This window comes from Amycolatopsis sp. SID8362, from assembly GCF_010550475.1.
In the GTDB taxonomy this organism is placed as follows: domain Bacteria; phylum Actinomycetota; class Actinomycetes; order Mycobacteriales; family Pseudonocardiaceae; genus Amycolatopsis; species Amycolatopsis eburnea.
The window spans coordinates 1-12,451 of sequence record NZ_JAAGNB010001767.1 but is presented as its reverse complement, the minus strand read 5'-3'; the positions used below and the strand labels follow the sequence as shown (position 1 = coordinate 12,451).

The 12,451-nt window shown below is 71.4% G+C and carries 12 protein-coding genes; 3 read left to right on the top strand and 9 right to left on the bottom strand.

All coding sequences use genetic code 11. The features are described from left to right. Positions 1-176 precede the first annotated feature (176 nt). Both G3I65_RS54245 and G3I65_RS54240 read left to right on the top strand, forming a co-directional pair. Complete coding sequence (locus G3I65_RS54245; RefSeq protein WP_160704213.1) at positions 177-818, top strand: class F sortase; 642 nt, start codon at positions 177-179, stop codon at positions 816-818. A gap of 86 nt (positions 819-904) precedes the next feature. Beyond that, a complete protein-coding gene (locus G3I65_RS54240) occupies positions 905-1,708 on the top strand; it encodes a VOC family protein (RefSeq protein WP_160704211.1) in 804 nt (267 codons plus the stop codon). Positions 1,709-1,761: 53 nt separating this feature from the next. Here G3I65_RS54240 and glpK read toward each other — a convergent pair whose 3' ends face one another. Further along, complete coding sequence (gene glpK, locus G3I65_RS54235; RefSeq protein WP_160704209.1) at positions 1,762-3,276, bottom strand: glycerol kinase GlpK; 1,515 nt, start codon at positions 3,274-3,276, stop codon at positions 1,762-1,764. Between the two features lie 31 nt (positions 3,277-3,307). Then, positions 3,308-4,057 carry an MIP/aquaporin family protein gene (locus G3I65_RS54230; protein WP_191984023.1) on the bottom strand — a complete coding sequence of 250 codons (750 nt, stop codon included), beginning with the start codon at positions 4,055-4,057 and terminating at the stop codon, positions 3,308-3,310. 236 nt (positions 4,058-4,293) lie between these two features. Between G3I65_RS54230 and G3I65_RS54225 the strand changes: the two genes are divergently transcribed. Continuing rightward, positions 4,294-6,027 carry a glycerol-3-phosphate dehydrogenase/oxidase gene (locus tag G3I65_RS54225; protein WP_160704207.1) on the top strand — a complete coding sequence of 578 codons (1,734 nt, stop codon included), beginning with the start codon at positions 4,294-4,296 and terminating at the stop codon, positions 6,025-6,027. Between the two features lie 239 nt (positions 6,028-6,266). Here the strand turns inward: G3I65_RS54225 and G3I65_RS54220 are convergent, their stop codons facing one another. From G3I65_RS54220 to G3I65_RS54190, 7 genes are all read right to left on the bottom strand, one after another. Next, positions 6,267-6,797 carry a GNAT family N-acetyltransferase gene (locus tag G3I65_RS54220; protein WP_160704205.1) on the bottom strand — a complete coding sequence of 177 codons (531 nt, stop codon included), beginning with the start codon at positions 6,795-6,797 and terminating at the stop codon, positions 6,267-6,269. 58 nt (positions 6,798-6,855) lie between these two features. Then, positions 6,856-7,869 (bottom strand): hypothetical protein, encoded by a 1,014-nt coding sequence (locus G3I65_RS54215; RefSeq protein ID WP_160704203.1) that lies wholly within the window; start codon positions 7,867-7,869, stop codon positions 6,856-6,858. Positions 7,870-7,950: 81 nt separating this feature from the next. Further along, positions 7,951-8,970: a hypothetical protein gene (locus tag G3I65_RS54210; protein WP_160704201.1), complete on the bottom strand. Its 1,020-nt coding sequence runs from the start codon at positions 8,968-8,970 to the stop codon at positions 7,951-7,953. A gap of 73 nt (positions 8,971-9,043) precedes the next feature. Further along, positions 9,044-9,430 carry a DUF1707 domain-containing protein gene (locus G3I65_RS54205; RefSeq protein ID WP_125307280.1) on the bottom strand — a complete coding sequence of 129 codons (387 nt, stop codon included), beginning with the start codon at positions 9,428-9,430 and terminating at the stop codon, positions 9,044-9,046. Between the two features lie 7 nt (positions 9,431-9,437). Further along, positions 9,438-9,965: a DUF1707 domain-containing protein gene (locus tag G3I65_RS54200; RefSeq protein ID WP_160704199.1), complete on the bottom strand. Its 528-nt coding sequence runs from the start codon at positions 9,963-9,965 to the stop codon at positions 9,438-9,440. A gap of 58 nt (positions 9,966-10,023) precedes the next feature. Beyond that, positions 10,024-11,817, bottom strand: a complete 1,794-nt coding sequence (locus tag G3I65_RS54195; RefSeq protein WP_160704197.1) for an acetyl/propionyl/methylcrotonyl-CoA carboxylase subunit alpha — start codon at positions 11,815-11,817, stop codon at positions 10,024-10,026. 106 nt (positions 11,818-11,923) lie between these two features. Further along, positions 11,924-12,199, bottom strand: coding sequence for an SAV_915 family protein (locus G3I65_RS54190; protein ID WP_163046922.1), 276 nt, complete (start codon positions 12,197-12,199; stop codon positions 11,924-11,926). Between the last annotated feature and the right edge of the window lie 252 nt (positions 12,200-12,451).

Genomic DNA, 12,451 nt, shown 5'->3' with positions numbered 1-12,451 from the left:
CCGCTCGCGGCCGCGGCCGCCATGGGCGTGCTCGCGGTCGGCGGCAGCGGTCTCGTGCTGGCCCGGCGGGCGCGACGGCGCTGATCCGGCGTGGGGGAGCGGGGTAGCGTCTGGGCGGCCCAACCGATCGGGTCGCCCAGACGTGTGAACCCGCAGGAGAGCAGAAGGGGGAGAACATGCCGACGAGGATCACGAGCAGACGGGGCTACCTGATCGCCCTCGTCCTCGCGTTGCTGGCCGCGCTGGTGGTCGTGGCGCTGGTGTTCGGCGGCGGTTCCGAGCCGCCGACCGCCCAGCCGCCGCCCGCTCGGCCGGTCGCCGTGCAGCCCGAACCCGCCAAGCAGGACGCCGTCGCCGCCCTCCCCAAGTCCGACCCCGTGTCGATCGACATCCCGAAGATCGCCGCGCACTCCTCGCTGGTCCCGCTCGGCCTCAACGCCGACAACACGATCGAGGTACCGCCGGTGACCACGCCGCTGCAGGCCGGCTGGTACACCTACGCGCCGACGCCCGGCGAGACCGGGCCGGCCGTCGTGCTCGGGCACGTCGACGGGAACCACCAGAAGGGCATCTTCTTCCGGCTCAAGGAGCTGGCCGCGGGCGATCGGGTGTCGATCGCGCGCGCGGACGGCACCACGGCGGTGTTCGAGGTGACGAAGGTGCACCAGGTGCCGAAGAAGGACTTCGAGGGCGAAGGCGTCTACGACGACACCCCCGGCCCCGAACTGCGCCTGATCACCTGCGGCGGTGTCTTCGACCGGACCGCGCGCAACTACGTCGACAACATCGTCGTCTACGCGAAGCTCGTCGGGCACTGAGTCCTTCGGCCCTGGTTTTGTCGGTGGTGGGTGCCAGACTGTGTCGGCCGTCACCCCGGCGGCGTTCACGAGGGTTGGGAGTCGAAATGGTGTTCCGGGACGAGCGGTGGCCGGACGGTACGCCCAGTTGGGTGGACCTGATGGTGCCCGACCAGGCGAAAGCGGTGGCCTTCTACAGCGGCCTGTTCGGCTGGGACGTGCGGACGGGCGGTGAGGAAACCGGCTTCTACGGCATGGCGGAGCTGCGCGGGCGGCCGGTCGCCGGCATCGGGCAGACGCCGCCGGGCCAGGAGATGCCCGCGGTGTGGACGACGTACCTGGCGGTGTCCGATGTGGACAAGACGGTCGCGGCCATCACCGAGGCCGGCGGCCAGGTCGTGATGCCGGTCATGGAGGTCATGAAGGAGGGCCGGATGGCGGTGGCGGCCGACCCGGCGGGCGCCGTCTTCGGCCTCTGGGAAGCGGGCAACCACATCGGCACCCAGGTCACGGCGGCGCCGGGCGCGCTGGCCTGGAACGAGTGCATGAGCCGCGACTACCCGGCGGCGAAGGCGTTCTACGAGCAGGTCTTCGGCTACGGCTTCCAGGACCTGTCGAACGACGACTTCACGTACGCGGTCCTGCTGCTCGACGGCCGCCCGGTCGGCGGGCTGGGCGCGCTGCCGGCGTCGGTCCCGGCGGAGGTGCCGTCGAACTGGTCCACGTACTTCTCGGTGGCGGACGCCGACGCGAGCGCGGCGAAGGTCGCCGAACTCGGCGGGCAGGTGCTGGACCAGCCGTTCGACTCGCCGTACGGCCGTCAGGTGCGGGTGCAGGACGACCAGGGCGTGCCGTTCCTGGTGATCGCGCCGAACGAGCAGTCGGGCAAGCCGGAGGGCTGGGAGGAGTGAGTCCGTGACCGAGCAGGCCGGAGGCGCGTCACCGCGCCCCCGGCCCGGCCGGTTCAGTCCTCGTCGGACACCCAGTCGAAGGTCTTCGTCACGGCCTTCTTCCAGTTCCGGTACTCGCGGTCGCGGCGGGCGTCGTCCATCGCCGGGTCCCACTGCTTGTCCTGCGCCCAGTTGGTCCGGATGTCGTCTTCGGACTTCCAGAACCCGACCGCCAGCCCGGCGGCGTACGCGGCGCCCAGCGCGGTCGTCTCGTTGACCACCGGGCGGATCACCGGCACACCGAGGATGTCGGCCTGGAACTGCATGAGCAGCTCGTTGACCACCATGCCGCCGTCGACCTTGAGGGAGGTGAGCGCGACCCCGGAGTCGGCGTTCATCGCGTCGATGACCTCGCGCGACTGGAACGCCGTCGCCTCCAGCACCGCGCGGGCGAGGTGGCCCTTGTTGACGAACCGGGTGAGGCCGACGATCGCGCCGCGGGCGTCGGAACGCCAGTAAGGAGCGAACAGACCCGAGAACGCCGGGACGAAGTACGCGCCGCCGTTGTCCTCGACGCTGCGGGCGTGCTCCTCGATCTCGGCCGCGGTCGTGATCAGGCCGAGGTTGTCGCGCAACCACTGCACCAGCGAACCGGTGACGGCGACGGAGCCTTCCAGCGCGTAGATCGTGTCGTTCGAGCCGATCTTGTAGCAGACCGTGGTGAGCAGCCCGTTCTGCGACATCACCTTTTCGGTGCCGGTGTTGAGCAGCATGAAGTTGCCGGTGCCGTAGGTGTTCTTGGCCTCGCCGGGCGAAAGGCAGGCCTGGCCGAACGTCGCGGCCTGCTGGTCGCCCAGGATGCCCGCGATCGGGACGCCCGCGAGCGCGCCCTTCTCGCGGACCTTGCCGTACTCCTCGGACGAGGAACGGATCTCCGGCAGCATCGAAAGGGGGATGCCCATCTCGCCGGCGATCTCGGCGTCCCACTGCAGGGTGTCGAGGTCCATCAGCATGGTGCGCGACGCGTTCGTGGGGTCGGTGACGTGCACCCCGCCGTCGGCGCCGCCGGTCATGTTCCACAGCACCCAGGTGTCCATGTTGCCGAAGATCAGGTCGCCGGCTTCGGCCTTCTCGCGCGCGCCTTCGACGTTGTCGAGGATCCACTTGATCTTCGGCCCGGAGAAGTACGTCGCGAGCGGGAGGCCGACCTTGGCGCGGTAGCGCTCTTGGCCGCCGCCGAGGTTGCCGAGCTCGGTGACGATCTTGTCGGTGCGGGTGTCCTGCCAGACGATCGCGTTGTACACCGGCTTGCCGGTCTTCTTGTCCCAGACGAGCGCGGTCTCGCGCTGGTTGGTGATGCCGACGGCGGCGATGTCCTTCGCGGTCAGGTCGGCCTTGGCCAGCGCGCCCGCGGCGACCCGGCGGGTGTTCTCCCAGATCTCCTCGGCGTTGTGCTCGACCCAGCCCGCCTTGGGGAAGATCTGCTCGTGCTCGCGCTGGTCGACCGAGACCACGCGGCCTTCGTGGTTGAAGATCATGCAGCGGGTCGACGTGGTGCCCTGGTCGATCGCGGCTACGTACGAAGTCATGTGCGCTCCAGGAATCCGGTGGGTCGGGCGATCACTTCAGGTTGTGGACGAGCAGGTAGACCAGCGCGGCCAGCGCGCCGCCGGCGAGCGGGCCGACGACCGGGATCCACGAGTAGCCCCAGTTCGCGTTGGCCTTGTTCTTGATCGGCAGCAGGAACGCGTACGCGATGCGGGGGCCGAGGTCGCGGGCCGGGTTGATGGCGTAGCCCGTCGGCCCGCCGAGCGACGTGCCGATCACGAGGACGACGAACGAGACGCCCGCGTAGCCGAGCGCCGAGTTGCCGAAGTTCGGCGTGCCGCCGTCGCCTGCCGCGAAGACCGGGCTGAGCAGGATCCACGCGACCAGCACGAAGGTGCCGATGATCTCGGTGACGAGGTTCCACGCGGTGTTCGGGATCTGCGGTGCGGTGGAGAAGATGCCGAGCGTGTTCTCCGGCTCGGGGTGGTCGTCGAACTGCAGCTTGTAGGTGGCCCAGCAGAGCACGGCGCCGAGGATCGCACCGGCCATCTGGCCGATGAAGTAGAAGGGCACGTCGCCCCACGGCGTCTTGTCGGCGATGGCGAGCCCGAGGGTCACCGCCGGGTTGAGGTGCGCGCCGCTGGGCGCGGCGATGCTGGCGCCGGTGAAGACGGCGAAGGCCCAGCCGAAGTTGATGAACAGGAAGCCGGCGTTGTGGCCGTTGTTCTTCCGGAGCACGTGGTTCGCGACCACACCGTTGCCGAGCAGGATCAGCGCGGCCGTTCCCAGTAGTTCCCAGACGATTATTGCCCCAGCACTCACCGCTTGCACCTCCACACTGGACACTCTGCGCAGGGTCGATCACGGCGTGCCACGGCACCGTTGCCGACCCACGTCCGCGCGACGTTACCGGGGCGTAGAAGCGGATTCCAAGCACCGGGTAGCGGAATCTTTTCAAGATCGCGGAGGGTTACGCCACAAGTGTCATCCGTGGACGGGCGGATGATCACCGGGTCGTGCGATGCTGGAAGCCTCGCCGGCACGAGGAGGAATGTCACGTGGCGCAGCACGCAGCGGAGACGAACCCGGCTCGACTGGGCCCGGTCAAGCGGGAAGAGACGTGGCAGCGCCTCGGCAAGGAGACGTTCGACCTCGTCGTGATCGGCGGCGGCGTGGTCGGGGCGGGCACGGCGCTGGACGCCGCGACGCGCGGGCTCCGGGTCGCGCTGGTCGAGGCCCGCGATCTCGCTTCGGGGACGTCGAGCCGGTCGAGCAAGCTCTTCCACGGTGGCCTGCGGTACCTGGAGCAGCTCGAGTTCGGCTTGGTCCGCGAAGCGCTTCGCGAACGCGAGCTGATGCTGACGACGATCGCGCCCCACCTGGTGAAGCCGGTGAGCTTCCTCTACCCGCTGACGCGCCGCGTGTGGGAACGCCCGTACACCGCGGCCGGCCTGCTGATGTACGACACGATGGGCGGCGCCCGCAGCGTTCCCGGCCAGAAGCACCTGACCCGCGCGGGTGCGCTGCGGATGGTGCCGGCGCTCAAGCGGTCCGCGCTGATCGGCGGGATCCGCTACTACGACGCCCAGTCCGACGACGCCCGCCACACCATGACGGTGGCCAGGACCGCGGCGCACTACGGCGCGGTCGTGCGGACGTCGACGCAGGTCGTCGGGTTCTTGCGCGAGGCGGACCGGGTGTCCGGCGTGCGCGTGCGGGACGTCGAAGACGGCCGCGAGACGGAGATTTCGGCGGCCGCGGTGATCAACTGCACCGGCGTGTGGACCGACGAGCTGCAACGGCTCTCCGGCGGCCGCGGGCGGTTCCGCGTGCGCGCCAGCAAGGGCGTGCACATCGTCGTGCCGCGCGACCGGATCGTCTCGGAGTCGGGGATGATCCTGCGCACCGAGAAGTCGGTGCTGTTCGTGATCCCGTGGCGCAACCACTGGATCGTCGGCACGACCGACACGGACTGGAACCTCGACCTCGCCCACCCGGCGGCGACGAAGCACGACATCGACTACCTGCTGGAGCACGTCAACAGCGTGCTGGCGACGCCGTTGACGCACGACGACATCGAAGGCGTGTACGCGGGCCTGCGCCCGTTGCTGGCGGGGGAGAGCGAAGAGACGTCGAAGCTTTCGCGCGAGCACGCGGTGGCGCGGGTCGCCCCGGGCCTGGTCGCGATCGCGGGCGGCAAGTACACGACGTACCGGGTGATGGCGGCGGACGCGGTCGACGCGGCCGCGGTGGACCTGCCGGGCCGCTCGCAGCCGTCGATCACGGACAAGGTCCCCTTGCTCGGCGCGGACGGCTACCACGCGCTGGTCAACCAGGCCGATCACGTGGCCGCCGAGCACGGCCTGCACCCGTACCGCGTCCGGCACCTGCTGGACCGCTACGGCTCGCTGGTCAACGAGGTCCTGGCGGCGGCGAACGGCCGTCCGGAGCTGCTGAAGCCGATCGAGCACGCGCCGGATTACCTGGGCGTCGAGGTGGTGTACGCGGCTTCGCACGAAGGGGCGCTGCACCTGGAGGACGTCCTGGCCCGCCGGACGCGCATCTCGATCGAGTACGCCCACCGCGGCGTGGACTGCGCGGAGCAGGTGGCGGGGCTGGTCGGCGACGTCCTCGGCTGGTCGCCCGAAACGGTGCGGCGCGAGATCGAGGTCTACAACGCGCGGGTCGAGGCGGAGCGGGAGTCGCAGTCCCAGCCGAACGACGAAGCCGCGGACGCGCTGCGGTCGGCGGCCCCGGAGGCACGGGCCGGGATCGTGGAGCCGGTGAGCTGAGTCGTCTGTCCACAGCCCCCGCGAGTTGTGGACAACGGCGGCGGTGGGGCGGCGAGAAGGCGGCTTTCGTCCGGGGGCGCCGATAGACTGGCCTCGGGGCCGCCCCCCTGGGAGTGGCGGGGGCTGTCGCCAGGACGGCCGGTGAGCTGCCGCAGCTGTTCAGGTCGCACCGGCACAGGCGGTGGTGTCGCGGTTCCTCAGCCTGAGCGAGCAGTACCGCCGAGTCGCGAGGGCTGTCGTCAGGACGTGCGGTGCCAGCGGATCAGGCGTTCGCCCGTCGGGGCGAGTTCGTCCTCCGGACCCAGCCGCGTGAACCCGCAGCGCTCGGCGACGATCGCCGAAGCCGCGTTGCTCTCCTCGTACCGGTAGCTCACCTCGGCCAGGCCCAGCCCGCCGAAGCCGAATCGCAGGGCCGCGCTCAACGCCGTCGTGGCGATCCCCTTGCCGCGCTCCGCCGGGTGCACCCAGATCGTCGCCTCCGCGTACGCCGCGTCCAAGTTCAGCTCGCGCAGGCCGACCTCGCCCAGCAGGCGCCCGGACGTCGGCTCGGCGATCGCCCACGAACAGCGCTCGTCGCCCGCCCACTGGGCCGCGCGCAGCGCCACGTACTCCGTGGCCTCGTCGAGGGTGCGCAGCCGGTAGTTCAGCACGTACTTGCGGTGCGTCGGGTCGGCGAACGCCTCCATCAGCAGCGGGCGGTCGTCCAGGTGCCGGTCGGCGCGCAGCTGGCGCAGGTAGTAGGTGCCCGCGTTGATCTCCACCGGTTCCACTCCGCCCAGCCTAGCCAGGCCGGGAGCACGCCGCTCCCGGCCCGGCGAGCAGCGCGGCTCAGGGGGTCAGGTGCCAGACCACGGGCACCCCGCCCTCGTCCAACGAGCCGTTCGTCGCGAAGCCGGCCAGGGAACCGTCGTCCGCGGCGAGGCGCGCTTGGAACTGCGTGTACGTGCCCGGGCGCTGGACTTCGCCGGGGACCGTTCCCCGCCACGCCGTCGCGTTGCCGGGCCATATCGTGCTCGACGGGTTCGGCAGCAGCCCCGCCGTCAAGCCCGCCTGGTTGACGCTGATCGCCGACGCGCCGCCCTCCAGGCCGACCGTGGCATCCGGGGTCGACCAGCGGGCCGCCTGCTCGCCCCCGCCCCAGCCCCGCTTGCCGACGACGACCCCGTTGCGGATCGCCAGTGCCTCGGCCCACGCCGCCGGGCTCGGGGACAGCTGCCGGATCACGCCGTTCTTCCACAGCGCCGACGTCGGTCCCGAGTCGAACAGGACCGTGCCGTCGTCGTCGAGGTCGCGGGCGTAGTACGTGTCGTTGCCCGAGGGGATGATCGTCGGCGCGGTGCCGTCCGCCGGCCACACGACCGTCGCCGCGTACGGGCCGGTGCGGTTGGCCCTGGCGAGCACGTCGCCGCGGGTGTTGACCGCGACCGCATACAGGTTCTCCCAGGTCGGCGGGTTCTCCTTGACGTGGAACCCGGTCGAGTCGAGGACGAACACGTGGTTCGTCTTCGTCTCGTAGTCGTAGGCGGTGCCCACCACGGTCCCGGCCGCGTTCTCGTCCACCGCGTCCGCGCGCTCGTACCCGGCGGGCAGCCCGCGCACCACCGGCTGCCCGCCGCGCCAGCTCACCACCTGCTGGACGCCGTTCACCGCGAAGGTGCCGGTGTACTCACCCTTCCCGTTCGACCCGGTCAGGAACCCGTTGCCGCCGCCGGCCGGCAGCGGCAGGACGGTGGGGCGCCACGGGATGCGGATCCCCAGCGCGCCGGCGGGCTGCGCCAGCACCGCCACCGAAACCGCGGCGACGACGGGTGCGGCGAACCGCACCCAGGACTTGCTGCTCATCGATTCTCCGTTTCCCCCCGACCGCACCGGGTTCATCGGTCCGGACGGGGGGATGTTGCGCGGCGAACGGAGTAATTCCGATCAAGGGGTCAGGCGCCACACCACCGGCACGCCGTACGAGTCGCTCGGGCTGTTCGCCGCGTAGCCCGCCAGTGAGCCGTCGTCCGCGGCGACCTTCGCCTCGAACGTCGAGTAGCCGCTCGGTGCGCGGACCTCGCCCGGGGTCGTGGTGCGCCACACGATCGCGTTGCCGACGATGACCGGCCCCGACGGGTTCGGCACCAGCCCGGCCGTCAGGCCCGCCTTGTTGACGCTCAGCGCGCGCCCACCGCCCGCCAGTGCGACCCACGGGCTCGTGGCGGAGGACCAGCGGACCGCCTGCTCGACGCCGCCCCGGATCGCCGTCCCGACCACGACGCCGTTGCGGATCGCGGAGCCCCAGGCCTGGAGGGACGGCTCCGGCGAGAGGTACCGGAGAACGCCGTCCTTCCACAGCGCCGAGCGGTTGCCCGAGTCGAACAGGATCGTGCCGTCCTCGTCGAGGTCGCGCGCGTAGTACGTGTCCGGCGTCTTCGGGATCAGCACCGGCGCGCTGCCGTCCGCGCGCCACAGCACCGTGGCCTCGGCGCCGCCGCTGCCGAACTGCGTGGCCCGGCCGAGCAGGTCGCCGCGGGCGTTGATCGCGACGCCGTACACGTAGTCGTAGCCCGCCGGCACCTCGCGGATGTGGAACCCGGTCGCGTCCAGCGTGAACGCCCGGCTGATGAAGGTGTCGTAGTCGTGCACCGTGCCGGCCACCACGCCCGACGGGTTCTCGTCCGCGGCGAGCGCCGCCTCGTACCCGCTCGGCACGCCCCGCACCACCGGCTGCCCGTTCCGCCAGCTGACGACCGTCTGCACGCCGTTCACGTCGAACGTGCCGGTGTATTCGCCCTTGCCGTCCGATCCGGTCAGGACACCGGTGCCCCCGCCGGACGGCAACGGCAGGACCGTCGGCCGCCACGCGATGCGGATCGCGGCGTCCGCGGGCTGCGCCAGCGCCGCCACGGAAAGCGCGGCCACGACGGGCGCCACGAGCCGCCCCCAGAACTTGCGTTTCATCGTCTCTCCCTTGTCCCCGACCTGCACCCCCACCACGCCCGGTGCGGCGGTTCGGTTGCCGGTGAAGGGGAGATCAGCGCGGGCGGCGGACCCGCGCGAGCGCCGCCACTACGAGCGGCAGCGCGACCGAGATGATCAGCAGCCGGCCGCGGGACAGGATCAGCACCGCGATCGCCAGCACGATCGCGATCGGCACCGCGCTGCGCGTCAGGAACTGGGAAAGCGCGTTCTCGCCGGGCGGGGCCGCCACCGGGGCGGCAGCGCCGTTCAGCAACGCGCTGGGCCGCGGCGACGGCAGGTCGTCGAACAGCGGGACGAGCTCGCTGACCCGTTTGGCCGCGGTGACCTTCGCGGACCGGGACCCGTACTCGTCGATGTCGAGGCGGCCGCTGCGGACGTGCTCCTCGAGGACGTCCAGGGCGTCTTGGCGTTCGGCGTCGCTCAACCGCATGTCGCTCACGGCGGGCTCAGCGGTCCAGGCCGCGCCGGTGCTCGCGGAACGAGTCGCGCAGCTCGCGCCGGCGCTCCCGGTCGCGCAAGTGCCGGTCGTGGCGGTCGTGGTGGCCGCCGCCGTGGCCCCACATCGCCCGGCCGAAGATGCTCAGCCCGATCGGGACGAGGATCAGCGCGCCGTGCACGACGCCGGTCGCGATCAGGGCGATGGTCGCGATCCAGATCAGCGGGAGGAACGCGGCGACGAACCGCTGCCCGCCGGTCCAGCCGTCCGGCCGGTTCGGCGGCCGCGGAGCCGGGGCGGCTTCCGGGGCCGGCGCGACGGCCTGCTGGACCTCTTCGTACTGGGGGTGCGGCGCGGGCAGGTCCGCGAAGATCTCGACGAGCTCGCCGCGCGTCTTGGCCGCGGTGATCCGCGCCGAGCGCTCGCCGTACTCGTCGATGTCGATCCGCCCCGCGCTCATGTGCTCACCGAGCGCGGACAGCGCGGACTCGCGGTTCTGGTCGCTGATCCGCAGCTGCGGAGACGGGACTTCGGTCACGTAGTCGATGGTAGGCCGCCTCGGGGGCGGCCCACCACGACATCCGTAACGAACTGCGCTACTTGAGCTCGAGCAGCTGCGTGCCCTGCGTCACGGCGGCGCCTACCTCGACCGAAAGCCCGGTCACGGTGCCCGCTTTGTGCGCGGTGACGGGGTTCTCCATCTTCATCGCCTCGAGGACGACGATCAGCTCACCGGCTTCGACCGACTGGCCCTCTTCGACGGCGACCTTGACGATGGTGCCCTGCATCGGCGCGGTGACGGCGTCGCCGCTGACCGCGGCCTTGGTGCCACCGGCCCGCTTGCGCGGCTTCGCCTTGACGGCGGTGCCGCCCCCGCCGCCGCCTTCGAGCGCGAACCCGCCCGGCAGCGAGACTTCCAGGCGCCGCCCGCCGACCTCGACCACGACGTTCTGCCGCGGCTCTTCTTCGGCGGCCTCGACGTCCGGCGCCACGAACGGCTCGATCTTGTTGTCGAACTCCGTCTCGATCCAGCGCGTGTGCACGCTGAAGCCGTTCTCGTCGCCGATGAACGCGGGGTCGTCGACGATCACGCGGTCGAACGGCAGCACCGTCGCCATGCCCTCGACGACCATCTCGGCCAGTGCCCGGCGGCTGCGCTCCAGCGCGTTGTTCCGGTCCGAGCCGGTGACGATCAGCTTGGCCAGCATCGAGTCGAACTGCCCGCCGATGACGCTGCCGGACTCGACTCCGGAGTCGACGCGGATGCCGGGGCCGCTCGGCGCGACGAACTTGGTCACCGTGCCGGGCGCGGGCAGGAAGCCGCGGCCGGCGTCCTCGCCGTTGATGCGGAACTCGATGGAGTGCCCGCGCGGCTCGGGGTCTTCGGTGATCCGCAGCTTTTCGCCGCGCGCGATGCGGAACATCTCGCGGACGAGGTCGAGCCCGGTGGTTTCCTCCGACACCGGGTGCTCGACCTGCAGGCGCGTGTTGACCTCCAGGAAGGAGATCGTGCCGTCGGTCGCGACGAGGTACTCGACCGTGCCGGCGCCGTAGTAGCCGGCTTCCTTGCAGATCGCCTTGGCCGACTCGTGGATCCGCGCGCGCTGCTCGTCGCTCAGGAACGGCGCGGGCGCCTCCTCGACGAGCTTCTGGTGCCGCCGCTGCAGCGAGCAGTCGCGGGTGCCGACGACGATCGCGTTGCCGTGCATGTCGGCCAGCACCTGCGCCTCGACGTGGCGCGGCTTGTCCAGGTACCGCTCGACGAAGCACTCGCCGCGGCCGAACGCGGCGACCGCCTCGCGGGTGGCCGACTCGAACAGCTCGGGGATCTCTTCGCGGGTGCGCGCGACCTTGAGGCCGCGCCCGCCGCCGCCGAACGCGGCCTTGATGGCCACCGGCAGGCCGTGCTCGTCGGCGAACGCGACGATCTCGGCGGCGTCCTGCACCGGCTCCTTGGTGCCCGGCACCAGCGGCGCGCCCGCGCGCATCGCGATGTGGCGGGCGGTGACCTTGTCGCCGAGGTCGCGGATGGCCTGCGGGCTCGGCCCGATCCAGGTCAGCCCGGCGTCGAGGACGGCCTGGGCGAAGTCCGCGTTTTCGGAGAGGAAGCCGTAGCCCGGGTGCACCGAGTCGGCGCCCGAGCGCTTGGCGGCGTCCAGGAGCTTGTCGAAGTTCAGGTAGCTCTCGGCGGCCGTGGTCCCGCCGAGCGCGAAGGCTTCGTCCGCGAGGCGGACGTGCGGTGCGTCGCGATCCGGGTCGGCGTACACCGCGACGCTGGCCAGACCGGCGTCCTTGGCCGCTCTGATCACGCGTACCGCGATCTCGCCCCGGTTGGCGACCAGGATCTTGGTCACCGGACCACCGGTGGATTCGCCGACCTGCTCGGCCACCCCGCACCTCCTGCGTCCCGACAGCTGCATTGCTGACCGCCCACGCGGTACCGGGGAGTCTACGGATATGACGTCGCGAGTCAGTTGAGTGAGAGGTGAACCACGCTCAGACGTGGTGGCGCAGCTCCTGGGGCAGCGGCGAGTCGAGCACGATGACGTCGTACGGGTTCGCCGCGTGCACCTTCGCCAGGTGCTCGGTGTTCACCAGCACCCACGGCTGGTGCTCGCCGCAGCAGTCGATGAGCCGGTCGAGCGCGGTGAACGCGACCAGCGCGGTGCGCCCGTCCGGCGTCCGGCGCAGCTCGATCGACGCGCCTTCGGTCTCGGCGCTGGCCGGGCCGGTGGGCAGGTACAAGGCGGGGGGAAGGTTCGGGTTGGTCACTCGGACAACATAGACGGACACGCAGCGCGAGCCGGTACCTCACCGATCGGGTGCACCGCCGGGGGATTTCAGCCACATCGGCCCGGGCGTCGCCCACACACCGTCGCGAACCGGCTTACGCTCTGTCTTATGCGGACTACGGCAGCGCGGACGCCCCGGTCGGCGCTGCTCACGGCGGTGCTGGCCGCGGTGGTGACGCTGGGCGCGATCGGCGCCGTGTTCGCGCTGCGCCCGCGGCCCGAAGCGCCCTCC